At 69.2% G+C, this 23556-nt stretch carries 16 protein-coding genes; 8 read left to right on the plus strand and 8 right to left on the minus strand.

The features are described from left to right. Nucleotides 1–176 precede the first annotated feature (176 nt). Nucleotides 177–1211, minus strand: a complete 1035-nt coding sequence (locus CH341_RS01870; RefSeq protein WP_111417330.1) for an ABC transporter substrate-binding protein — start codon at nucleotides 1209–1211, stop codon at nucleotides 177–179. After that, nucleotides 1208–1999 carry a cysteine hydrolase family protein gene (locus CH341_RS01875; RefSeq protein WP_111417331.1) on the minus strand — a complete coding sequence of 264 codons (792 nt, stop codon included), beginning with the start codon at nucleotides 1997–1999 and terminating at the stop codon, nucleotides 1208–1210. The genes CH341_RS01870 and CH341_RS01875 overlap by 4 nt, the downstream gene beginning before the upstream one ends. A 318-nt stretch (nucleotides 2000–2317) precedes the next feature. On the opposite strand from CH341_RS01875, the gene CH341_RS01880 reads away from it, so the two are divergent. Beyond that, complete coding sequence (locus tag CH341_RS01880; RefSeq protein WP_111417332.1) at nucleotides 2318–3256, plus strand: LysR family transcriptional regulator; 939 nt, start codon at nucleotides 2318–2320, stop codon at nucleotides 3254–3256. A gap of 362 nt (nucleotides 3257–3618) precedes the next feature. Further along, nucleotides 3619–3900, plus strand: a complete 282-nt coding sequence (locus tag CH341_RS01885) for a hypothetical protein (protein WP_111417333.1) — start codon at nucleotides 3619–3621, stop codon at nucleotides 3898–3900. A gap of 108 nt (nucleotides 3901–4008) precedes the next feature. Here CH341_RS01885 and CH341_RS01890 read toward each other — a convergent pair whose 3' ends face one another. Continuing rightward, nucleotides 4009–4242, minus strand: coding sequence for a hypothetical protein (locus CH341_RS01890; RefSeq protein WP_111417348.1), 234 nt, complete (start codon nucleotides 4240–4242; stop codon nucleotides 4009–4011). 403 nt (nucleotides 4243–4645) lie between these two features. On the opposite strand from CH341_RS01890, the gene CH341_RS01895 reads away from it, so the two are divergent. Further along, entirely contained in the window at nucleotides 4646–6067 is a 1422-nt protein-coding gene (locus CH341_RS01895) for an OpgD/OpgG family glucan biosynthesis protein (protein WP_245430824.1), read from the plus strand. Between the two features lie 2 nt (nucleotides 6068–6069). Next, on the plus strand, nucleotides 6070–8205 hold the full coding sequence (gene mdoH / locus CH341_RS01900) for a glucans biosynthesis glucosyltransferase MdoH (protein ID WP_111417349.1): 2136 nt from the start codon (nucleotides 6070–6072) through the stop codon (nucleotides 8203–8205). Nucleotides 8206–8277: 72 nt separating this feature from the next. On the opposite strand, the gene CH341_RS01905 is transcribed toward mdoH, so the two are convergent. From CH341_RS01905 to CH341_RS01915, 3 genes are all read right to left on the minus strand, one after another. Then, nucleotides 8278–8874, minus strand: coding sequence for a TetR/AcrR family transcriptional regulator (locus CH341_RS01905; protein ID WP_245430822.1), 597 nt, complete (start codon nucleotides 8872–8874; stop codon nucleotides 8278–8280). A gap of 74 nt (nucleotides 8875–8948) precedes the next feature. Further along, nucleotides 8949–12119: an efflux RND transporter permease subunit gene (locus CH341_RS01910; protein ID WP_111417336.1), complete on the minus strand. Its 3171-nt coding sequence runs from the start codon at nucleotides 12117–12119 to the stop codon at nucleotides 8949–8951. Nucleotides 12120–12133: 14 nt separating this feature from the next. Next, on the minus strand, nucleotides 12134–13237 hold the full coding sequence (locus CH341_RS01915; protein ID WP_111417337.1) for an efflux RND transporter periplasmic adaptor subunit: 1104 nt from the start codon (nucleotides 13235–13237) through the stop codon (nucleotides 12134–12136). 804 nt (nucleotides 13238–14041) lie between these two features. Between CH341_RS01915 and CH341_RS01920 the strand changes: the two genes are divergently transcribed. From CH341_RS01920 to CH341_RS01935, 4 genes are all read left to right on the plus strand, one after another. Continuing rightward, nucleotides 14042–15037, plus strand: coding sequence for an ABC transporter substrate-binding protein (locus CH341_RS01920; protein ID WP_111417338.1), 996 nt, complete (start codon nucleotides 14042–14044; stop codon nucleotides 15035–15037). A gap of 103 nt (nucleotides 15038–15140) precedes the next feature. After that, nucleotides 15141–15986, plus strand: coding sequence for an ABC transporter ATP-binding protein (locus CH341_RS01925; RefSeq protein ID WP_111417339.1), 846 nt, complete (start codon nucleotides 15141–15143; stop codon nucleotides 15984–15986). 7 nt (nucleotides 15987–15993) lie between these two features. Further along, nucleotides 15994–16794 carry an ABC transporter permease gene (locus CH341_RS01930; RefSeq protein WP_111417340.1) on the plus strand — a complete coding sequence of 267 codons (801 nt, stop codon included), beginning with the start codon at nucleotides 15994–15996 and terminating at the stop codon, nucleotides 16792–16794. Continuing rightward, a complete protein-coding gene (locus CH341_RS01935; RefSeq protein ID WP_111417341.1) occupies nucleotides 16794–18155 on the plus strand; it encodes an amidohydrolase family protein in 1362 nt (453 codons plus the stop codon). Before CH341_RS01930 ends, CH341_RS01935 begins: the two co-directional genes overlap by 1 nt. Nucleotides 18156–18274: 119 nt before the next feature. Here CH341_RS01935 and CH341_RS01940 read toward each other — a convergent pair whose 3' ends face one another. Both CH341_RS01940 and CH341_RS01945 read right to left on the minus strand, forming a co-directional pair. After that, a complete protein-coding gene (locus tag CH341_RS01940) occupies nucleotides 18275–19174 on the minus strand; it encodes a radical SAM protein (protein ID WP_111417342.1) in 900 nt (299 codons plus the stop codon). Nucleotides 19175–19263: 89 nt separating this feature from the next. Then, nucleotides 19264–23556 (minus strand): NAD-glutamate dehydrogenase (locus CH341_RS01945; RefSeq protein ID WP_111417343.1); only part of this gene is annotated, 4293 nt, incomplete at its 5' end.

The following is a 23556-nucleotide window of genomic DNA, read 5'->3' on the forward strand; positions in this document are numbered from 1 at the left end:
GAAGCATGATGCGCGCCGCGTCGGGGTGGCCGTGGTTGATCAGCACTGTCAGGTCCGGCGAGCCGGGGCCCAGGGCCACGAGTGCTGAGCCCCTGGGTCCCGGGTCTCCAGCGCATCACGTCGCTTCGCGTCGTGCTGCGCTTCGCCCGGGACACGGGGGACAGGACGTGATCAGCTCAGAACAGCTTCTTCGGCAGGTCCGCGGCCGGCGGCAGGAAGGCGGGATCGAAGATCTCGGCCGGGGTCGGCGTGCGGGGCAGGCCGTTGGCCTCGACCAGGATGTCGATCGAGGTCTTGAGCCGCGCCGGGTCGACGCTGCCGAGGCCGATCCTGGCGATCTCCGGGTGGTTCATCTCGTCCTTCACGGTGGCGTCGAAGCGCTCGAGCTCGACGTCGCTCTTGATCAGCGGCTCGCGGGTGGCGACCGAGGCGACCGACGCCTTGGGATCCTTCAGCGAGTCGATCACCCCCTTGTTGAGGGCGCGCAAAAATCCCTTCACGGCCTCGGGGTTCTCCTTGATCAGCTTCTTCGAGACGATGATGGCGTTGGAGTAGAGATCCATGCCGTAGTCGCCGTAGTTGATGTAGCGGATCTGGTCGTCCTTCACGCCGATCAGCTTGGCCGAGAACCGGATCGTGTTGACGTAGCCGAACACGCCGTCGACCTGGCCGCGCATCAGCATCTGCTCGCGCAGGTTCGGCGCCATGTTGGTGATGTTCACCTTGCCGCAGTCGATCTTGGCGGACTTGCACAGCGCCGGAAACAGCTTCAGGGCGCCGTCGTTGGCGGCACCGCCGAGAGTCTTGCCCTCGAAGTCCTTCGGCGTCTTGATCGGCGAGTCCGCCTTCACGGCCACCGTGAAGGGCGGCCGGTTGAACATCACATAGACGGCGACCGGCGCCTCCTCGGGCTTCTTGGCCGCGAATTCGATCAGCGCGTTGAGGTCGCCGAAGCCGATGTCGTAGGCGCCGCTCGCCACCTTCGGCACCGCGGCGGCCGAGCCGTCGCCCTGGTCGATGGTCACGTCGAGGCCCTCGGCCTTGAAGTATCCCTTGTCCTGGGCGACGAAGAAGAAGCCCTGCGGCCCCTGATACTTCCAGTTCAGCACCATCTTCAGCTTGGTGTCGGCCGACGCGGCGGTCGGCAGCGCGGCCAGGCAGGCCAGCGCAGCGGCGGCCGCGAGCGCGGGCCGCAGGAAGGCGAAGCTCATCGGGAGGTCTCCTGTGGGGTGAGGATTTCGGCAGGACCGGCCCCGGCGAGCACGGCATCGAGAGCGGCTTGGAGAGCGGCGCCGCTGGCGACGGCGCCGTAGAGCAGATCGGTGAGGGTGAGGATCGTGTCGGTCACGCTTGTGGGCGACACGGTCGCGCAGAGGTCCGACAGCAGCACGCAGTCGTAGCCGCGAAAGCTCGCGTCGGTCAGCGTCGCGAACACGCAGCGGTCGGTGTTGATGCCGGCGAACAGCAGCGTCGTCACGTCGCGGGCCCGCAGCACCGAGTCGAGCTCGTTGTCGTGAAAGCCCGAGAAGCGGTGCTTGTGGACGACCAGATCCTGCGCCGCCACCGGCAGCGCCGCGATGGTCGCCGCGCCCCACTGGCCCTGCACCAAGATGTTGTCGCGCCCGCTCGGCGAGGGGTCGCCGTAGCCGGGCCGGGTGCCACCGCGCGTGCCTTTGGCGATCAGTCCGGCCGGCAGATTGGCGACGTCGGCCCGCACCCCCCAGTTGACGAAGACCACGGGCACGCCGGCGAGACGGAGAGCCGCCGCGAGCCCGTTGATGCCGGGCACGATGGCGAGCGCCGCCGCCGTGTCGATGCCGGCCTGCGGGAACCAGCCGTCCGGGTGCAGAAAGTCGTTCTGCATGTCGACCACCAGCAGCGCCGTGCGGGCGAGGTCGATCTCGACCGGCGCGCCCGAGGTCTGCGGGAAGCGCACGATCCGCTCCGGCCGGCGGGGCCGCACCAAGCTGGTGGTCGGATCGGCAGCGCTCTGCGGCATCGGCACGACGGCTCCGGGCGAGAGTTTTCGGCGCGGAAAGAAGACCTTGCAGGCAACAAGCGTGCCGCGGCACGGCCGTTCGTCCTGCTCGCCGGATCACGCTAGCGAATCGAAGCGTGGACTTCTGCCGCTGAATTTTTGCTGTATCGTTGCCGAATAAGCATCACTCCGGGTCCGTCATTCCGGGGCGCCGCGCAGCGGCGGACCCGGAATCCAGCCAAACCTTCCGTCCTCAGGGCTGGATTCCGGTCCGGCGCTCCGCGCCGGACCCGGAATGACCGGCATTCGAACTTTCTGCCGAAAATTGGAATCGCCCCCATGCGTCACCTGAGAATCCTGCGCTATGTCGACGAGGTCGCCCGCACCGGATCGATCCGCAAGGCGGCGGAGCGGCTGGCCGTGACGGCGTCGGCCGTCAACCGCCGCATCATGGATCTGGAGGAGGAGCTCGGCGCCGCGCTGTTCGAGCGAAAGCCGCGCGGCGTGCGGCTCACGGCGGCCGGCGAGGTGTTCGTGCGCTATCTGCGCGAGCAGGCCGGCGACGTCGAGCGGATGAAGTCGCAGATCGAGGATCTGCGCGGCATGAAGCGCGGCACGGTGCGGATCGCCTGCAGCCAGGCGCTCGCCTACGATTTCCTGCCGCAGCAGATCGCCGCGTTCCGGCAGCGCCACCCCAATGTCGTCTTCGAGGTGCGGGTGGCCGATCACGACCGCGCCATGGCCGAGCTTGAGAACTACGCGGTCGACCTCGTCGCCGTGTACCGTCCGTCGTTCCATGCCGGCTTCCGGCCGCTGATGAGCGTCGAGCAGCGGCTGGTGGCGCTGATGCCGGAAGACCATCCGCTCGCCGCCAAGACGGTCCTGCGGCTGCGCGACTGCGCCGCCCATCCGGTGGCGCTCGCCGACCGCACGCTGGGCGGCCGCCAGCTGGTCGACGCCGCCTGTGCCCGCCTGGGAATCACGCTGCGCATCGTCGCGGAGTCGAACTCCTTCGAGATGCTGCGTGGTCTGGTGCGGCGCGACCGCGTGCTGTCGTTCCAGATCGAGATCGGAGCCGACGTGTCGCCCGACGCGACGCCCGGCGTCGTCACCCGGCCGCTCGATCCGCGCGACGCGCCGGGCGCCGAGCTGGTGGTCGGCCAGCTCCGCAGCCGCAACCTGCCGATCCCGGCCGCGGTTTTCCTCGAGCAGCTGATTCGCGCCATCGCGGGGATCCCAGGGCAGGCGGCCGGCGCGGTGGCGCAGCCCGAGGGATGAACGATCGGCCCCAGTCGGGCTCGATGGTCGCCGGCGCTCGAGGATCGACGACGCCGGGTGATCCGGCCGAACGCTTCGGACCCTTTCCGGCACCGGCGAGCTGTCTTGGCCTGCCCGCTGGCCCGGGGCGCGCGTCCCGGGCGCGAACGAGACCGCGCCCGCGTCAGGCCCGATGCGCCGCGTCGGCGGGCGACGTTGTGGCGAAGCTACTCCGAATGAGTAAGTGCTTCATTATCATATATCTCAGTAAACTACATAGCATATACATATTCCGGCTATCGGAAGATAGTATTATCGAGTAAATTAAATTCGCAAGATCTTTTCCGAGACTGGTCTCGTCTCGCGTAAAAAGAGGACAGCAGATGTTGAAGTTGATCGAGCTGCGGCAGTTGAAGGACTCCCTCGATCCGAAGGAGATCGAGAGCGCCTGCGTGGCTTACGAGAACGCGCTCACGCTTCTGACATCGGCCGATTTCCCCGTCGACCGGGAGCAGATCGCGCAGCGCATCGTCACCCTCGCCCGCGCCGGGATCACCGATCCGGACCGCCTGTGTCGACTTGCTCTGACGGGTCTGCTGATCCGGAAGGATCAGCCCCACGCCCCGGCGAAGCCGGCCGAGGCCCGTCGCTCACTGGATTCTTAGGGGACGACCCGGGACGATCTCGGGCGTCCGACGCGCGGGCGCCAGCGCAGGGCAGGTTGCGGGACTGGCCTAGTCCCGCTGCTGTCGCGCCCGCGCGGAATCCAGCGGTCAGATCGCGGATTTCTCGCCGCCGGACGTCTTCGGCAGGACGCCGAATTCCTGTGATCTCTTCTCGCCATTGGCGCGCACGAAGCCCTCGGCGGCGAGTCCGCGCCTGAGCAACTCCCGAACGGCGGCTGCTCGACTGGGCATCCGACGCGAGAACCTGAATTCATCCACTGCCGCCAACTCTTCGGCCGCCAGCATGATCTGCAGCCGCTCTTCCCTGCCGTGACCACTCATCGCCGACCGCCACATGCATATCGGATGAACTTACTCAAGCACCTCCACAGTAGCAGTGAGCCGATTTTGCGTCAATACCACCTGTTGCGGCACTTACGATGCGAGCGCCACTTACTCATCCGCCGTCACCGGGTCGGGGGCGTCTGCCCGGCGATTCGCATCTGACCAAATTACCGCCACGCATCCGCCTATTACCTGCGGCATGGAACCGGCGTGCCCGCGATCGATTATCGACGCAGGTTCGGAACCTTTACTCAGGGTGGACACCATCACCACGAAACTCACGAATCGCCGCGACCTGTTGGCCGGGTCGCTGGCGGTGCCGTTGGTGCTGGCGGGCGCCGGGCGCGTCGCGCCGGCCTTCGCGCAGGCTCCAGACCCGGCCCGGACCCAACCGGCCGAGATGCCGTTCGACGCCAACATGGTGCGCCGGACCGCGCGGGCGCTCGCCGAGAAGCCGTTCGCGGCGCAGGACACCAGCCTGCCGCCGGGCCTGACCGATCTCGACTACGACAAGTACCGCACCATCCGGTTCCGGCCCGACCGCGCGCTGTGGCGCGGCGAGGGCCTGCCGTTCGAGGCGCAGTTCTTCCACCGCGGCTTCCTGTTCACCGACCGGGTGGCGATCCACGAGGTGCGCGACGGCAAGGCGCGGCCGATCCTCTACTCACCCGACCTGTTCGACTTCGGCGCCGTGCCGCCGCCGGCCTCGGACGCCCGCGTCGGCTTCGCCGGCTTTCGCCTGCACGCGCCGATCAACCGGCCCGACTATTACGACGAGGTCGCCGTCTTCCTCGGCGCCAGCTACTTCCGCGCCGTCGCGAAGGGCCAGACCTACGGCCTTTCAGCACGAGGTCTGTCGATCGGCACGGCAGACGCGAAGGGAGAAGAGTTCCCGGCATTCCGCGCCTACTGGATCGAGAAGCCGCCCAAGCACACGGGATCCATCGTCGTCCACGCGCTGCTCGATTCGAAGAGCGCGGCGGCGGCCTACCGGTTCACCATCAGGCCCGGCGAGACCACCGTGTTCGACGTCGAGATGACGCTCTATCCCCGCACCGACATCGAGCTGCCCGGCATCGGCACCTGCACCAGCATGTTCTTCTTCGGCCCGAACGACCGCGCCGGCGTCGACGACTTCCGGCCCGCCGTGCACGACTCCGACGGGCTCGCGATCCGCAACGGTCGCGGCGAGGAGATCTGGCGGCCGCTCGCCAATCCGACCGACCTGCAGATCAGCATCTTCGAGGACACCAATCCGCGCGGCTTCGGCCTTCTCCAGCGCGCCCGCGACTTCCGCGCCTACGAGGACCTCGAATCGCGCTTCGAGACGCGGCCGAGCCTGTGGGTGGAGCCGATCGGCGACTGGGGCACCGGGGCGACGCAGCTGGTGGAGATCCCGACCAAGGAGGAGATCCACGACAACATCGTCACGTTCTGGCGGCCGAAGGACAAGCTCGCCGCCAAGAGCGAGTACTGGTTCACCTACCGGCTGCACTGGGGCGCCGGCAAGGCCGGCACGCCGCCGCTCGCCACCTTCGCACGCACCCGCTGCGGCGCCGGGCCCGACGGGACCCGCCGCTTCGTGCTCGACGTGACGGGTGACAAGCTCACCGGCATCGATCCGGCCGCCGTGCGCGGGCTGGTCGAGACCGACAAGGGCAAGATCGTCAACATCGTCACCCAGCCGAACCCGGCCGCGGGCGGCTGGCGGCTGTCCTTCGAGCTGGCGCCCGGCCGCGACACCGTGGTCGAGCTGCGGGCCCTGCTGCTGCGCGGCGACGAGCCGCTCACCGAGACGTGGCTCTACCGTTGGACACCGTGACCATGCACGAGGCGGCCGATCTTCGCCGCGAGGCACCCTTCGTGCATCTGCCGGCCGAGCGGCCGCTCGCCATGCCGGAGCAGTCGCTGTGGCGGCCGCCCGGCGCGGTCGCGCCAGCACCGGAGCGCCCGCCCCGCACCGGATTGCGCCGGCTCCTCGTGTTCGGCGCCACCGCGGCGCTGTCGGTCGAGGGCGCCTACGAGATGTATCAGGTTCTGCAGGTGCAGGGCCTGACCGTCCCCGAGGCCATGGTGCTCGGGCTGTTCGTCTCGCTGTTCACCTGGATCGCCTTCTCGCTGGTCTCCAGCCTGATCGGCTTCGTCGCCATCCTGGCCGGGCCGGACCACACGCTCGACATCGACCCGGCCGCGCCGCTACCGGAGCTCGCCCGGCGCACCGCCGTGCTGCTGCCGACCTACAACGAGGACCCGCACCGGGTCATGTCGCGCCTGCAGGCGATCTGGGAATCGATCGCCGAGACCGGGCGGCTGTCGCATTTCGACGTCTTCGTGCTGAGCGACACCACCGACCCGGACGTCTGGGTGCGCGAGGAGGCGGCGCTGCTGGCGCTGATCGAGCGGACCGGCGCCGACAACGTCTTCTATCGCCATCGCCGCGAGAACGTCGCACGAAAGGCCGGCAACATCGCCGAGTGGACGATGCGGTTCGGCGGCGCCTACGACCACATGCTGGTGCTCGACGCCGACAGCCTGATGACCGGTGATACCGTGGTGCGGCTCGCCGCCGCCATGGAGCGCCACCCGAGCGCCGGCCTGATCCAGACGTTTCCGGTCGTCCTCAACGGAACGACGCTGTTCGCGCGCATCCAGCAGTTCGCCGGCCGCGTCTACGGCCCGCTGGTCGCCCGCGGCATCGCCTGGTGGCACGGCTCCGAGAGCAACTACTGGGGCCACAACGCGATCATCCGGGTCGCCGCCTTCGCGGGCCAGGCCGGTCTCCCATTACTCAAAGGGCGAAAACCGTTCGGCGGCCACATCCTCAGCCACGACTTCGTCGAGGCGGCGCTGATGCGGCGCGCCGGCTGGGGCGTCCACATGGCGCCCGGCCTCGGCGGCAGTTTCGAGGAGTGTCCGCCATCGCTCACCGAATACGCGATCCGCGACCGCCGCTGGTGCCAGGGCAACCTGCAGCATCTCGGCGTCTTGCCGGCGCGCGGCCTGCACTGGGTCTCGCGCCTGCATCTGCTCACCGGCATCGGCTCCTACATCACCTCGCCGCTGTGGCTGGTGTTCCTGCTGGTCGGCATCCTGATCTCGTTGCAGGCGCAGTTCGTGAAGCCCGAGTATTTTCCGTCCGGCTTCTCGCTGTTCCCGCAGTGGCCGGCCCAGGACCCGGTCCGCGCCGCCTGGGTGTTCGCCGGCACCATGGGCATCCTGGTGGTCCCGAAGTTTCTCGGCTGGTTCGCCGCCATGACGCAGAAGAGCGAGCGCCGCGGCACCGGCGGCGTGATCCGCTCGTTCGTGAGCGTGATCCTGGAGACCTTCGTCACCAGCCTGATCGCGCCGATCATGATGCTGCTGCAGTCGCGCGCCGTCGCCGAGATCCTGCTCGGGCGGGACGCCGGCTGGCAGGCGCAGCAGCGCGACGTCGCCCACGCGGGCTTCCGCCTGCTGTCACGCCTCTATGGCTGGCACGTGCTGCTCGGCGTCCTGCTGGGGGCGGCCGCTTATGCGGTGTCGGCCCCGCTGCTGTTGTGGATGACACCCGTCGTCGCCGGCCTTGTGCTGGCGGTGCCGACCGTCGCGGCGACGTCCAGCGAACGCATCGGACGGGGCCTGCGCCGCATCGGCCTGCTGCTGATCCCGGAGGAGCGCGATCCGCCCGCCGTGCTGCTGCGCGCCCAGGAGCTAGTCGCCGCACCGGCTCCCTCCGACGCCCCCGCCCTGCTGCGCCTGGCCTCGGACGCCGCACTCCTCGACGCACACCTCGCGATGCTGCCGGACAAGCCGGCGCGGAAGAAAGGCGACGTCGACGTTCCCCTGGTCGTCGCCCGCGCCCGCACCGAGCAGGCCGACACGGTCGCCGAAGCCGCCACCTTCTTGGCGCCGAAGGAGACGTTCTCGATCCTGGCCGACCGCGACGCGCTCACACAGGTGATGAGGAAGCCGCGAGCGTGACGCATCAGGCGCCCCGGATCTCGCCCGCATGAAGCGCCGGCGATATGCGATTGAAAATCCGGCGGACCCGCCTCACCGCAGCGCGGCGAGGCAGAAGTCCAACAAATGGTCGAGGGTGGGTTCGGGCAGGTCCGAGCACTCGACCATCAGTCGCGGATGCGAGTAGCGGACCATCGCGGTGTGCAGGCAACGCGCCGCCCGCTTGGGATCGAGCGACCGGAACTCGCCGCGCGCCATGCCGTCGGCGATGATGCCGGCGATCACGTCGTCCATCCGCTCGACATAGCCCTTCACCATGTCCCAGTTCTCGGTGAGCGCGACGGCCACGAGGTCGTGCAGCTTCTTCTCCACCGTGAACCGCTCGGTGTTCATCCGCTCGACCGTGGTGAACAGTGCCTGCAGGCGCTCCGCCGCCGGGACGTCGCGCGCCGCGATCTCGGCCGCCGCCGCAGCGACCTCGCCGAGGAGCTGACGCCCGACCGCCTCGTTGATCTCGTCCTTGGAGCGGAAGAAGCGATAGACGTTGGCCGGCGACATGCCGAGCTCGCGGGCGATGTCGGCCACCGTGGTCTTCTGGTAGCCGATCTGCCGATACAGCCGGTCCGCCGTCTGGACGATGCGGATGCGGGTGTCGTGCTCCCTGGTGTCCGCCCGCGTCGCGTCGCTCACGCCCCCGCCTCCCTTGCGCGACGGCTTGCACACCGCCTGGGCCGCGAGTGTATCCAAAACCTTGCGCAGGCGCCTCATGGTTCTTGCGCTGCCGGAACCGGATGGCCGTTCGGGCCGGCCGGCGCCAGCCGCGGAGCGTCGGCGGCCGTCGGGGCCTCCTCGTCGTCCTGCTCCGGCGTGCCGGGGCCGCGCTCGTCGAGCGAGCGGCGGAACCACAGCGCATAGAGGGCGGGCAGGAACAGAATCGTCAGCGCGGTCGCGACCAGAAGGCCGCCCATGATGGTGACGGCCATCGGACCCCAGAAGCCCGAGCGCGACAGCGGGATCATGGCCAGCACGGCGGCGAGCGCCGTGAGCACCACGGGCCGGGCGCGGCGCACGGTGGCGTCGACGATGGCCACCCGGCGGATGCTGCCGGCCGCGACGTCGTGCTCGATCTGGTCGACCAGGATGACGGTGTTGCGGATGATCATGCCGGCCAGCGCGATCAGCCCGAGCAGCGCCACGAAGCCGAACGGCATGCCGGAGGCGAGCAGGCCGAGCGTCGCCCCGATCAGGCCCAGGGGTGCGGTCAGCAGAACGAGCGCCAATCGCGAAAAGCTCTGGAGCTGGATCATCAGGATGGTCAGCATGGTGACCAGCATGACCGGGAAGACCGCGAACAGCGACGCGTTGGCCTTGGAGGATTCCTCGATCGCGCCCCCCATCTCGATGCGGTAGCCGGCCGGAAGTCGTCCCTTGAGGTCGCCGAGCGCCGACCAGATCGCGGTCGACACGTCCGGAGCCTGCACGCCGTCGCGGATGTCGGTGCGCACCGTGATGACCATGTCGCGGCTGCGGCGCCACAGGATCGCCTCCTCGTGGCCCTGCTCGATGCGGGCGACCTGGGAGAGCGGCACCGGCACGCCGCCCCGCGACAGCACCGTGAGGTCGCCGATCGCACCGAGGTCGCCGCGCTGGGGCGCGATGGCGCGCGCCACCACGGCGACCTTCTCGGTGCGGTCCCGGATCGTCGTCACGGTGTAGCCGGTGACGAGCGTCTGCAGCGTCTGCGCCACGGTCTGCGGATCGAGACCGAGCGCACGGGCGCGGTCCTGATCGATGACGAGGCGCACGGAGGGCATCTGCTCGTTCCAGTCGAGCTGCGGCTCCAGCACATCGGGATTGGCCCGCATTACGTCACGGACCTGATAGGCGATGCCGCGCACCGTGTCGGGATCCGTGCCGATCACCCGGAACTGCACCGGGAAGCCGATCGGCGGGCCGAAGTCGAGCCGGCTCACCCGCACGCGCGCGGCGGCGAGAGCGCCCTTCGCGGTGGCGCCGTCGATCTTCGCCTTGAGCCGCTCCCGCGCCGCGACGTCCTTGGCGACGACGACGATCTCGGCATAGGCCTCGTTGGGCAGCGCCGGGCTGATGCCGAGCCAGAAGCGGGGCGGGCCCTGCCCCACATAGGTGGTCCAGGTGGCGGCGTCGTCGTCGCCGGCGAGCAGGCTCTCGGCCTGCTTGGCGGTGTCGAGCGAGGTGCCGATCGAGGTGCCCTCGGGCAGGCGGATCTGGACGAACAGCTCGGGCCGGTCGGAAAGCGGGAAGAACTGCTGCGACACCTTGCCGAAGCCCAGCACGGACGCGACGAACAACGTGATCGTGACGACGACGACGACGACGCGATGGCGCACGCACCAGTCGATGGCGCCGCGCAGCCGCCGATAGAGCGGCGTGTGATAGATGTCGTCGGCATCGCCAGCGTGATGAATCTTGAAGTCCGGCAGAAGCTTGACGCCCAGATAGGGGGTGAACACCACGGCCACGACCCACGACGCCAGAAGGGCGATCGCCACCACCCAGAAGATGCCGCCCGCATACTCGCCGGTGGACGACGCCGCGAACCCGACGGGGAGGAAGCCGGCCGCCGTGACCAGCGTGCCGGTCAGCATCGGGAAGGCCGTCGAGGTCCAGGCGAAGGAGGCGGCGCGGGCCCGGTCCCAGCCCTGCTCCATCTTCACCACCATCATCTCGACCGCGATGATGGCATCGTCGACCAAGAGACCCAGCGCGATGATCAGGGCACCGAGCGTGACGCGGTGCAGATCCAGCCCCATCATCAGCATGAGGGTGAAGACGATGCCGAGCACCAGCGGGACCGACAGCGCGACGACGACGCCGGTGCGCCAGCCGAGCGACAGGAAGCTGACGCCGAGCACGATGGCGAGCGCCTCGATGAAGGAGCGCATGAAGTCGCCGACCGCCTCCTCGACGATCTTGGGCTGGTTGGCGATGCGCTCCCAGGTGAAGCCGACCGGCGTCTCCCGCTCGATCGCGGCCATGGCTTCGTTGATGCCTTCGCCGAGATGCAGGATGTTGGCGCCTTTCTGCATCACGATGCCGACCGCGAGCGCCGGGGTGCCGCGCTGGCGGATCAGGTATTCGGGCGGATCGATGAAGCCGCGGCTCACCGTCGCAATGTCGCCGAGCCGGACCACGGTGCCGTTCGCCGCGGCGATCGGCGTCTCCTTCACGGTCTCGACGCCGTCGAGGGCGCCGGTCACGCGCAGCGGGATGCGTGACGAGGTCTGCACGGTGCCGGCCGGCACCATGGCGTTCTGCTTGGCGAGACTGTCGAAGATCGCTTGGGTCGTGATGCCGAGATTGGCGAACTTGACGTGGTCGAAGTCGACGAAGATGCGCTCCTCCTGGGTGCCGTAGATCGTTACCTTGGTGACGTCCTTCACCTTCAGGAGGCGCTGGCGCATCGACTCGGCGACGCGCTTGAGCTGGGCGTAGTCGGCACCGTCGGCCCGCAGCGTGTAGAGCACCGAGTCGACGTCGCCGTACTCGTCGTTGATGAACGGGCCGAGCACGCCGTCGGGCAGATCGGACTTCAGGTCCGCCATCTTGCGGCGGACCATATAGAACAGATACGGCACCTGGCCGGGCGGCGTGGTGTCGCGGAACTCCATCAGGGCGGCGACGAAGCCGGGCTTCGAATAGGTCGTGACCTTGTCGAACCAGGGCAGCTCCTGCAGCTTCTTTTCGATCCGGTCGGCGACCTGATATTGCATCTCCGCCGTGGTCGCGCCGGGCCACGCGGCCGTCACGACCGCGATCTTGATCGTGAAGGACGGGTCCTCGTCGCGGCCGAGCTTGGTGTAGGAGAGCGCGCCGAGCGCGGCCAGCATCAGGATCAGGAACAGCACGAGAGTCGGATGGGCGACCGCCCAGGCCGAGACGTTGAAGCGGCGCATCTCGCGTCTCCGGCTCAGAACGACAGCGACGCGACGGGCCGCACGACCAGGCCTGGATCGAGCTTCTGGACCCCGAGCGTCACCACGCTCTCGCCCTCCTTCACGCCGGCGTCGATGAGCACGCTGCGGCCTTCGTAACGCGACACCGTGACGTTGCGGGCCTCGAGCCGGCCGTCGCGGTCGACCACCCAGACGATCGGGCCCTGGCCCTGGTTGAGGAGCGCGGTGAGCGGCAGCCGCGCGGCGCGCTCGCCCTTGCCCTCGCGTAACGTCAACGTCGCGCTCATGCCGAGGCGCACCGCCTCGTCGGCGCCCGGGATCGTGTAGCGGGCGGCGTAGGTGCGGGTGGTGGTGTCGGCCGCCGGCGACAGCTCACGCAGCCGCACATCGTAGCTGCGATCGGCCAGCGACCACAGCGTCAAGGTGCCGGTGGCGTTGCGGGCGCGCTCGACGAAGGTCTCGGGCAGCGCGACCAGCGCCTCCACCTCGGCGAGGCGGGCGAGCCGCACCGCCGCCTGGCCGGAGGCGACCACCTGGCCGGGCTCGACCGGGGTCGCCGTGATGATGCCGTCAGCATCGGCCTCAAGCGTCGCATAGTCGAGCGAGTTCCTGGCGAGATCGAGCTGGCGTTGCGCCCGCGTGAGGCGGCCGCGCGCCTCCTCGGCGGTGGCGCGCGATTTCTCCAGCGTCGCGGCCGCGGTCCAGCCCTTCTTCTGCAGCTCGGTGGAGCGCGACTCGTCGGCCTCGGCCTGGATCAGATTGGTCTTGGCGGCCCGCACCTCGGCCTCGGACTGCTGGAGCTGAAGCTCGAGATCGTTGGTGTCGAGCAGCAGCAGCGGCTGGCCCTTGGTCACCCGGTCGCCGTTCTGGACGAGCCGCTTGGCGACCTTGCCGGTGACCCGGAAGCCGAGGTCGCTCTCGATACGCGGCCGGATGGTCGCCGCGAAGGTGCGGGTGTCGGTGAGGTCCTCGAAATGCACCGGAGCGACCAGCACGGGCCGGTCGAGCACCTGCGCCTTGCCGGGCGTGCCGTTGCTCTCGCCGCACCCCGCGAGGGCGATCGCGGCCACCATCAAGGGCGCCACCACCGCCGCCCGTCCAGCGGCCCGAGGGGACATCGGGACCAGACGAGCAGCGGCGGCGGCAACCGGGGCAGCCCGACCGGCACGGCCGGCGGCGCTGTGCACGAGGAGGCGCAGGAGGCGTGCGACACCCAAAAAACCAGCGGAGGAAGCGACGTCCCGGGGCATTTTATTACCAGCGAAGGAGTGACGACTGATGAATATCGAAATTCGTCACTTGTCACGGCATTGTCAACACGACGTTTGCTCCCGGTCGGTATGTGGTGAATGGTTCGCTCCCGCCGGAGGGCAATTTTCGCCCGAGAACGAGGCTGGCCGAGGAGCGTCGTGTCCGAGACGCGCCGGTGGGGAGCCATGCAACTCGGGCCGGCGCGACATGCCGGCTCCAATCGGGAATCCTCTCGGCACCGAGCCCGATGCCGCATCACCTTGAAAGGCAATATGATACGGGCGACGCGCGGCTTGGCCGCAGGGGTCCCGGCCCACGCCGGAAGGCGGAGCGTGCCTGGAAACAAGGCACATGCACAATAACCGGACAGCCGCGTTGATTGACAACTTCGGCGGCAATGCCACTAATCGTGTGCACTCGACAGCTTGCGAGCGTCGCAAGCCGCGTCACCCGGGGCATGCGGCACACCGCATGTCGGTCGCGCCCGGCCTCCACGGCCGGGATGCAGGCGGGGTGGCAAGGACGCGCGGACCGACAGGCCGGGGTGCGAATGCTCGTCGTCACCCAGAGTCGTCGCTCGAATCCACGTTCCGTCGTCACGTCCGCATTGCCACGTCTGCGTCTTCACCCGATGTCGTCACGCCGGACGTCCGCCAAAGGATGAGGTCTCCATGCTTGCTTTCACGCGCCCGTGGGCCGTCATCGCCTGCCTCGCCGGCACGGCGGTCGTCGCACTCGGTTCGGCTCCGGTTCGGGCCGAGGACAAGGTCACGATCCTGACCAGCTGGTACGCCCAGGCCGAGCACGGCGGCTTCTATCAGGCGGTCGCCACCGGCATCTACAAGAAGTACGGCCTCGACGTGACGGTCCGCATGGGCGGCCCGCAGATCAACGGCATGCAGATCCTCGGCGCCGAGCAGACCGAGTTCCTGATGAGCTACGACTTCTCGGTCTACAAGGCGCTTGAGCAGGGCGTGCCGGCCGTCACGGTCGCGACCTCGTTCCAGTCCGACCTGCAGGGCCTGATGACCCATCCGGACGTGAAGAGCCTCGCCGACCTGAAGGGCAAGTCCATCCTGGTCGCCACCGCCGGCCGCTCCAACTGGTGGCCGTGGATGAAGGCCAAGTTCGGCTACACGGACGAACAGACCCGGACCTACACGTTCAACCTGCAGCCCTTCCTGGCCGACCCCAACGCCGCCCAGCAGGCCTACATGTCGTCCGAGCCCTTCGCGGCCCGGCAGGCCGGCGCCAAGGTCAACTTCTTCCTGTTCGCCAACGACGGCTACCCGCCCTACGGCACGACGATCGTGACGCTGCAGAAGACCGTGAAGGACAAGCCCGACATGGTGCAGCGCTTCGTGAAGGCGTCGATGGAGGGCTGGAAGAGCTATATCTACGGTGATCCGGCCCCCGCGAACGCGCTCATCCAGAAGGACAACCCGAAGATGAGCAGCGAGCAGATCGCCTACGCGATCGAGAAGCTGCGCGAGAGCAAGGTGCTGGTCTCCGGCGACGCCGCCACCCAGGGCATCGGCGTGATGACGGACGCGCGCTGGAAGGCGACCTACGACTTCATGGTGAAGGAGAAGCTCCTGAAGCCCGAGGTCGACATGAAGGCCGGCTACACGCTGCAATTCGTCAAGGACATGAAGGTCATGCCGTGACGGCGGCCGCGGGGGGCCGTCGGCCGCCCGCGTCCCGTTCGGCCGAGACGAGCGGGACCGCGGCGCAGCCGCCGTCCCGCCGAGAGCGGAAACGACCATGAGGATGGCCCAGGCGGTGCGTGCACCGGACACAAACTCCGCGGCGGGCGAACCCGCTGCAGCCGCCCGCCCGCCCGCCATCGAGGTTCTGGGCGCCGAGAAGATCTTCAGCAACGGCGTGCGCGCGCTGGCGCCGATCGACCTCACCGTGAATCAGGGCGAGTTCGTCACGCTGCTCGGCCCGTCGGGTTGCGGCAAGTCGACCCTGCTCAAGATGGTCGCCAACCTGATCGAGCCGACCTCGGGCGGCCTGATGTGGTGGGGCCGCGACTACGGTCATGTCGGCGAGGACGGCAAGAAGCTCGTCTTCGTGTTCCAGGACCCGACCCTGATGCCCTGGGCGCGGGTGCGCGGAAACGTCCGCCTGCCGCTCGATCTCGCCGGCGTGCCGAAATCCGAGGGCGACGCCCGCGTCGACAAGGCTTTGGCGACGGTCGGCCTGGAAAAATTCGACGCCAGCTATCCGCGCCAGCTCTCCGGCGGCATGCAGATGCGCGCCTCGATCGCCCGCGCGCTGGTGACCGAGCCGAACCTCCTGCTGATGGACGAGCCGTTCGGCGCGCTGGACGAGATCACCCGCAACAAGCTCGACCAGGATCTGCTCGACCTCTGGTTCGAGAAGACGCTGACCGTGGTGTTCGTCACCCACTCGATCTACGAGTCGGTCTTCCTCTCCACCCGCGTCGTCGTGATGGCGGCGCGGCCCGGCCGCGTGCTGCGCGAGGTGGTCATCGACGAGCCCTATCCGCGCGACGACGCCTTCCGGGTGTCCCAAAAATTCGCCGCTTACGCCCGCGACCTGCAGGTGCTGCTCGCCGAAGCGAGCGTCTCCGGCGCGGCGCACGACTGAGGCAGCCATGGCCGCACTCGACAAGAACAGTCGCATCCTCGGCATCGTCCTGCCGATCCTGGTCGGCATCGTCATGCTGGTGATGTGGGAGGGCTCGGTCCGCTACTGGCAGGTGCCGAAATATCTGGTGCCCTCGCCCGTCCTGGTCGCGCAGACCCTGGTCGACCAGTGGTCGCTCCTGTTCGATTCGCTGCTGGTGACGCTGAAGGTGACGTTCATGGCGTTCTTCTTCGCCGTCGTCATCGGCACGCTGATCGCCTTCGCGTTCGCGCAGAGCAAGCTGATCGAGATGTCGTTCTTTCCCTACGCGGTGCTGCTGCAGGTGACGCCCGTCGTCGCCATAGCGCCGCTGATCATCATCTGGGTGAAGCAGCCGACCGCCGCGCTCGTCGTGTGCGCCACCATCGTGGCGCTGTTCCCGATCATCTCGAACACGATTCTCGGGCTGCGCAGCGTCAATCCGGGCCTGCTGAACCTGTTCAGGATGAACAAGGCGACGCGGCTGCAGGAGCTCGTCCGCCTGCGCATCCCCAGCGCCGCGCCCTACTTCTTCGGCGGCCTGCGCATCTCCTCCGGGCTCGCGCTGATCGGCGCCGTGGTCGCCGAGTTCGTCGCCGGCACGGGCGGCACCTCGGCCGGGCTCGCCTACCAGATCCTCCAGGCGGGCTTCCAGCTCGACATCCCACTGCTGTTCGCCGCCCTGTTCCTGATCACGCTCACCGGCGTCGCACTCTTCCTCCTGATGGTGACGCTCTCCCGGCTGGCGCTCGGCGACTGGCACGAGAGCGAGCTGGTTCCGGAGACCTGATGGACCTCCTCATCCGCAACGCCACCGCGATCATGACCGGTGGCTCGGGAGCGGCCGCGCGCGCGACCGGCCCCGACATCCGCCTGCGCGGCACTCGCATCGCGGCGATCGGCGCACTGACGCCGGAACCCGGCGAGCGCGTGCTCGACGCCACCGATTGCGTGGTCTATCCGGGCTGGATCAACACGCATCACCACCTGTTCCAGTCGTTGATGAAGGGCATTCCGGCCGGTATCGACCTTCAGCTCGCGCCGTGGCTCTCGGCCGTGCCGGTCGCCTACCGCCGCTTCGTCGACGAGGAGACGCTGCGCATCGCCGCGACGATCGGCATCGCCGAGCTGCTGCTGTCCGGCTGCACCACCATCGCCGACCACCACTATGCCTACTGGCCCGGCATGGGCTTCGACGGCAGCGCACTGCTGTTCGACATCGCCGACAGGTTCGGCGTGCGCTTCGTGCTGATGCGCGGCGGCGCCACCAAGGTCCGCGAGATCGACCTGAACCCGCCGCCGGAGGCCCGACCGGAGACGCTCGACGGCATGCTGGCGAGCGTCGAAGCCGACGTGGGGCGCTTCCACCAGTGCGGCGGCGACGCCATGCGCAAGGTGATCCTGGCGCCGACCACGCCGACCTGGTCGGTGCATGCGCACGAGCTTCCCGAATTCGCTGCGGCCGCTCGGAAAATGGGGATCGGCCTGCACAGCCATCTGTCGGAGTCGCTCGACTACGTCCACTTCTGCCGCGACGTGCACGGCTGCACGCCGCTCGAGTTCGTTCAGAGACACGACTGGGTCGGGCCGGACGTGTTCTTCGCCCATCTCTGCCACATGCAACCGGACGAGATCCGGCTGATGGCCGAGACCGGCACCGGCATGGCCCACTGTCCGCAGTCGAACTGCCGGCTCGGCTCCGGCATCGCCCCCGCCCCCGCGCTCGCCCGGCTCGGCGGCCGCGTCTCACTCGGCGTCGACGGCGCCGCCTCCAACGAGGCCGCCGACATGATCAACGAGAGCCACATGGCGTGGCTGGTCCACCGCGCGCGCGACGGCGCCGCCAGCGTCACGGTCGAGGACGTGATCCACTGGGGCACGGCCGGCGGCGCCAACGTGCTGGGCCTCTCCGACACCGGCACGCTGGCGCCCGGAATGGCCGCGGACCTCATGGTCTACTCGCTCGATCACGTGCGCTACGCCGGCCTGCACGACTCCGCCATCGGCCCGGTCGCGGGCGGTGGCCAGGCGCATGTGAAATACGGCTTCTGCAACGGCCGCCTGATCGTCGAGGACGGGCGAATCCCGGGACTCGACCTGCCGAGCCTGTTCGCCGAGGCGCGAAAAGCGGTAGGCCGGATGTTGGCGTAGAAAGTTCGTCATGGCCGGGCTTGTCCCGGCCCTCCACGTTCTTCGACGCCGCATCGCCGCAAAGACGTGGATGCCCGGCACAAGGCCGGGCATGACGAGTCAGAGTGCGTCGATGCTTATTACAGCCCGCGAAAAAACTCGGGTCGCAACACGGGCGCGCCGCGGCGGGCGGCGGTGACGATCGCTTTCAGGCGATCGCGATCCTGCGGCACCGTGCCGGCCAGCGGCAGGCAGTTCGAGGCGTGGTTGGAGCGAAACACCACCGGCCTGGGCGGATCGAGGCCGGCGAGCAGGGCCTCCTGCTCTTCGAGGACCCCCTCGTCGTCCTGTTCCTCGAAAGGCGTTCCGTCGCGCTGGAAGCGGGTGACGAACTCCTGCAGCTCGTCCTCGCCGAGGCGGAGCTGCAAGGTCGACAGGAACGCGGGCGGCGCGGCGTTGACGACGGCGGCGGTGCCGTCGACGTGCTGACGCCACAGACGTCGGCCGCCGATTCCGAGAATGACGGTCGCCGACACGGCGATGCCGGCGGCGCTCGCGCGATTCAGGGCCTCGGCGATGCGCTCCGGGGTGGCGCCCTTGCGGATGCGCGACAGGATGGTCGGCGCGCCGGATTCGACCCCGACATAGACCAGCGACAGTCGCTTCTCGCGCAACAGCCGCAGCTCGCCCGGCTCCTTCTGAACCAGATTGATGGGCGTCGCGTAGCACGACACGCGGTCGAGCCGCGGAAACGCCGCCGCGAGCCGGTCGAGAATCGCGGCGAGGCTTTCGGTCGCCAGCACCAGGGCGTCCCCGTCGGCCAGGAAGATGCGGTCGGCCTCCGGCCACAGCCGCGCCGCCGCCTCGATGTCGGCGAACACGTCGCCGAGCGGCCGCGCGCGAAAACTCTTGGACTTGTACATGGCGCAGAAGGTGCAGCGGTTGAACGAGCAGCCGAGCGTCGCCTGAATGATCAGGTTGCGGCCCTCGCTCGGGGGCCGGTAGAGCGGCTCGTCGTACTGCAGGGGCGCCCGGGTCATCGCCTTGCCGTCGTGGGGACGTTCGAGACAACCAGCGGCGGTATTCTGCGCCCCGCCGCGGGTCGAGCGCAATAGTCCGCCCGGCCGCCTCAGGCCGGCACCAGATCCCCCAGGAAGCTCGCCGCGACCGAGAGCCGCGACAGCGTGAGGCCGGAGGCGGCGATCTCGTGCACGGCGGTACGGACCCGCTCGACCGCACTGCCGCGCGCCTTCACCCAGGCCTGCACGGCCTCCTCGCCGGACAGGCCGCCCGCCATGATCTCCGCCGTGATGCGACGGCCCGCGTCGCCGATCTGATCGAGCGCGCGATCGAGCGCCAGGCGGTCGAAATAGTCGGCGATGACGATCTTGCGGGCCGCCGTCGCGAGGCGGTCGATCTCGAAGAAGGCGCCGAGCGCGAACCACGACGCCGCCACCGCGTCGACCGGGCGGCCGATGCGGTCGGCGACCCGGATGGCGTCGAGCGCGCCACCGATCTGCGGCAGGTCGGCGAGCCGCCGGGCGAGGTCCTCGGGAACTCCGGCGACGGCGAGCTCGGCCACGCGGGCGGCGCGCGCGGCCTGCGCCTCCTTGGGCAGCACCCGATCGAGCGCCGCCTCGATGGCGGCGATGCCGGCGCGGTGATGCGCGACGATGCCGGCGAGCCCGCCCGAGAGGTCGAGCCGGCGCAACACCCACACCATGCGGTCGAGCAGCAGGTTCTGCATCTGCTCCAGCAGCGCGAGCTGCAGGTCGCCGTCGATGCGGTTGTCGAGCGCCTCGATGGCGGTGTTGAGCTCGACCATGTCGAAGGAGTCGCGCACCGCCGCGAAGGCGGCGGCGATGCGGTCGGGGCTCGCGCCGGTCTGGTCGGCGATGCGGACCACCAGGGTCGGACCGCCGCGGTTGATCATCGAGTTGGCGAGCTGCGTCACGATGATCTCGCGGCGCAGGCGATGGCCTGTCAGCGCATCCGGGAACTTCACCGCCACGGCCGGCGGGAAGTAGCGCCCGAGCTCGCGCGACAGATAGGCGTCGTCCGGGATCGTCGACTCGAGCAGGTCGTGACCGAGCGACAACTTCGCATAGGCGAGCAGCACGGCGAGCTCGGGCCGCGTCAGCGGCTCGCCGCGGCCACGCCGCTCGGCGATCTCCACGTCGTCGGGCAGGAACTCCACGGCGCGATCGAGCAGCGCCCGGCGTTCCAGCGTCTGCATCAACCGTTGCTGGAAGCCGAGATCCTCGAGGCCGCGGCGCTGCGCCAGCGAGAGCGCCTGGGTCTGCTGATAGTTGTTGCGCAGCACGAGACGCCCGACGTCCTCGGTGAGCGAGGCGAGCAGCACGTCGCGGGCGGCGCGGTCGATGCGGCCCTCGCGCATCGGCCGGCCGAGCGCGATCTTCAGGTTCACCTCGACGTCGGACGTGTTGACGCCGGCCGAGTTGTCGATCGCGTCGGTGTTGAGGCGCACGCCGGCGAGGGCCGCCGCGATCCGGCCGCGCTGGGTCATCCCGAGATTGGCGCCCTCGCCCACCACCTTGCAACGCAGCTCGTCGCCGGCGATGCGGATCGCGTCGTTGGCGCGGTCGCCGGCCTGCTCGTTGGTCTCCTCGGGCGAGCGGACATAGGTGCCGATGCCGCCGAACCACAGGAGATCGACGGGCGCCTTCAGAATGGCGCTCATCAGCTCGGCCGGCGTGACGTGCTCCTTGTCGAGCCCAATCGCGGCCCGCGCCTCGGGCGACAGGGCGATCTCCTTGGCGGCCCGCGAGAACACGCCGCCGCCGGCGGAGATCAGGGTGCGGTCGTAGTCCTGCCAGCTCGATCGCGGCAGCGCGAACAGGCGCGCGCGCTCGTCGAAGCTTCTCTCGGGATCGGGATTGGGATCGATGAAGATGTCACGATGGTCGAAGGCGGCGATCAGCGTCGTGGTGCGCTCGCGCAGCATGCCGTTGCCGAACACGTCGCCGGACATGTCGCCGACGCCGACCGCCGTGAACGGCGTCGTGCCGATGTCGATGTTCATCTCGCGGAAGTGGCGCTTCACGGCCTCCCAGGCGCCGCGCGCCGTGATGCCCATGACCTTGTGGTCGTAGCCGGCCGAGCCGCCCGACGCGAAGGCGTCGTCGAGCCAGAAGCCGCGCGCCTGCGCGATTCCGTTGGCGATGTCCGAGAAGGTCGCCGTGCCCTTGTCGGCCGCGACGACCAGATACGGATCGTCGCCGTCGTGCCGCACCGTGTCGGCCGGGATCACGGATCCGTCCGGCGCGATCGTGTCCGTGAGGTCGAGCAGCGCACCCATGAACGCCTGATAGGTCGCGATGCCTTCGGCCTGCACGGCCTCGCGACCGCCGGCGGGAAGCTGCTTCGGCACGAAGCCGCCCTTGGCGCCGACCGGCACGATGACGGCGTTCTTCACTTGCTGGGCCTTGACGAGCCCGAGGATCTCGGTGCGGAAGTCCTGCGGCCGGTCGGACCAGCGGATGCCGCCGCGCGCCACCTTGCCGAAGCGCAGATGGACGGCCTCCAGCCGCGGGGAATAGACGAACACCTCGTAGAGCGGGCGGGGCAGCGGCAGGCCGTCGATGCGCCGGCTGTCGAACTTGATCGCCATCACGGACTTGGGCTGGCCGTCGCGGTCGAGCTGATAGAAATTGGTACGCAGCGCGGACAGCACCAGATTGAGGAAGCGCCGCAGGATGCGGTCCTCGTCGAGGCTTTCGACCGCGTCCAGCGCCGTCTCGATCTCGTGCACGATCTCGGTCTGCCGGTCGGCACGCGCATCGACCGAGAGGCCCTCGCGCGGCTCGAAGCGGGCGTGGAACAGGACGACGATCTTCCGGGCGAGCTCCGGGTGCCGCGCCAGCGTCGCCCACATGTAGTCCTGCGAGTAGCGGATGCCGAACTGCCGCAGCGCGCGCGACAGCATGCGCAGCAGCGCGATCTCGCGCCACGGCAGCGCCGCCACCAGCGCCAGCGCATTGTAGCCGTCGTCCTCGGCGACGCCGCGCATGGCCATCAGGAACACGGCCTCCAGCCGCCGGCCGAGCAGGTCGAGGTCGACGGCGCCGCCGTCGAGCCGCTCCAGCGTCATGTCGTGCAGCCACACCGGGCCGTCGTCGCCGGCCGGGAGATCGACCCGGAACGTGCTCTCCTCCACGACCCGGAAGCCCATGTGCTCCAGCACGGGCACGCGCTCGGACAGCGGGATCGGCCGGCCACGGCTCCACACCTTGAGCCGGGCGCAGGACGGCGAATCGCCGGCGCGCCGATGGAAGCCGACGCCGAGCGGCCGCTCGACAGTGAGCCGTTCGAGGATCCTGATGTCGTCGACGGCGGTCGAGGGCGTGAACGCCGTCCGATAGGCGCGCGAGAACGCGCCGACATATTTCTCACGCAGGGCGGCGGCGCGGACCGGCTCGGTGGTCGCGGCGAGCTCGGCGGCGAGGCGATCCTGCCAGGTCAGCACGATGCTCGTGACCGCATCCTCGAGCGCGACCCGCGACGGACGCGGCGTCTCGCCGGCCCAGCGTCCGATGATGAAATGGACGCGCACCAGCGGGCCGTCCGGGAACCACGGATAGAAGGTGACGATCCGGCCCGCATAGACGGCGGCGAGATGCTCGGCGATCGCCTCGCGCACCGTCGAGTCGTAGCGGTCGCGCGGGACGTAGACGATCACCGAGACGAAGCGGTCGAACCGGTCGACGCGCGGCAGCACCCGCACCCGCGGCCGCTCGCCCAGATGCATCACGATCAGGCCGAACTGCAGCAGCGTGCTCTCGTCGACCTGGAACAGCTCGTCGCGCGGATAGGTCTCCAGCACATTGGCGAGCACGCGGCCGGAATGGCTGGTCGGCGCGAAGCCGGCGCGCGTCAGCACCGCATCGACCTTGCGGCGCAGATACGGAATGCTGCGAGCCGAGCGCGTGTAGGCCGTCGCCGTGAACAGGCCGAGCAGGCGCAGCTCGCCGACGACGCGGCCGGCGCCGTCGAAGCGCTTGATGCCGACGTAATCGAGATGGACGCGCCGGTGCACGCGCGAGCGCGCATTGGCCTTCGTGATGATCAGCGCCTTCGGCTCCTGCAGAAACTCCATCACCTCCGGCGTCATGGTCACGAGCTCGCGGCCACGCCGCAGCACCCGCACGTTCTCCTGCCGCAGGATGCCCAGTGCGTCGGACGGATCGCCGCCCGACTCGACGGCCGTGCCGGCGTCGCCCTCGATCGCATAGGTCCGCAGGCCCAGAAACGTGAAATTGTCGTCGAGCAGCCAACGCAGGAAGGCGACCGCCTCGGCCACCTCGCCGTTCGGCAGCGCCGGCGGATCGCGCGGCGGCAGCGACGTGATGAATTCGGCGATGGCGTCGCGGTCCTCCTGCGGCAGCGTCGCCGTGTTGGTGAC

The organism is Rhodoplanes roseus, from assembly GCF_003258865.1.
In the GTDB taxonomy this organism is placed as follows: Bacteria; Pseudomonadota; Alphaproteobacteria; order Rhizobiales; family Xanthobacteraceae; genus Rhodoplanes; species Rhodoplanes roseus.

Bases quoted from the DNA above. Each gene is read 5' to 3' on its own strand.
- CH341_RS01870 (WP_111417330.1), bottom strand. From the start codon at position 1,211: ATGAGCTTCGCCTTCCTGCGGCCCGCGCTCGCGGCCGCCGCTGCGCTG.
- CH341_RS01875 (WP_111417331.1), bottom strand. From the start codon at position 1,999: ATGCCGCAGAGCGCTGCCGATCCGACCACCAGCTTGGTGCGGCCCCGC.
- CH341_RS01880 (WP_111417332.1), top strand. From the start codon at position 2,318: ATGCGTCACCTGAGAATCCTGCGCTATGTCGACGAGGTCGCCCGCACC.
- CH341_RS01885 (WP_111417333.1), top strand. From the start codon at position 3,619: ATGTTGAAGTTGATCGAGCTGCGGCAGTTGAAGGACTCCCTCGATCCG.
- CH341_RS01890 (WP_111417348.1), bottom strand. From the start codon at position 4,242: ATGAGTGGTCACGGCAGGGAAGAGCGGCTGCAGATCATGCTGGCGGCC.
- CH341_RS01895 (WP_245430824.1), top strand. From the start codon at position 4,646: ATGCCGTTCGACGCCAACATGGTGCGCCGGACCGCGCGGGCGCTCGCC.
- mdoH (WP_111417349.1), top strand. From the start codon at position 6,070: ATGCACGAGGCGGCCGATCTTCGCCGCGAGGCACCCTTCGTGCATCTG.
- CH341_RS01910 (WP_111417336.1), bottom strand. From the start codon at position 12,119: ATGCGCCGCTTCAACGTCTCGGCCTGGGCGGTCGCCCATCCGACTCTC.
- CH341_RS01915 (WP_111417337.1), bottom strand. From the start codon at position 13,237: ATGTCCCCTCGGGCCGCTGGACGGGCGGCGGTGGTGGCGCCCTTGATG.
- CH341_RS01920 (WP_111417338.1), top strand. From the start codon at position 14,042: ATGCTTGCTTTCACGCGCCCGTGGGCCGTCATCGCCTGCCTCGCCGGC.
- CH341_RS01925 (WP_111417339.1), top strand. From the start codon at position 15,141: ATGGCCCAGGCGGTGCGTGCACCGGACACAAACTCCGCGGCGGGCGAA.
- CH341_RS01930 (WP_111417340.1), top strand. From the start codon at position 15,994: ATGGCCGCACTCGACAAGAACAGTCGCATCCTCGGCATCGTCCTGCCG.
- CH341_RS01935 (WP_111417341.1), top strand. From the start codon at position 16,794: ATGGACCTCCTCATCCGCAACGCCACCGCGATCATGACCGGTGGCTCG.
- CH341_RS01940 (WP_111417342.1), bottom strand. From the start codon at position 19,174: ATGACCCGGGCGCCCCTGCAGTACGACGAGCCGCTCTACCGGCCCCCG.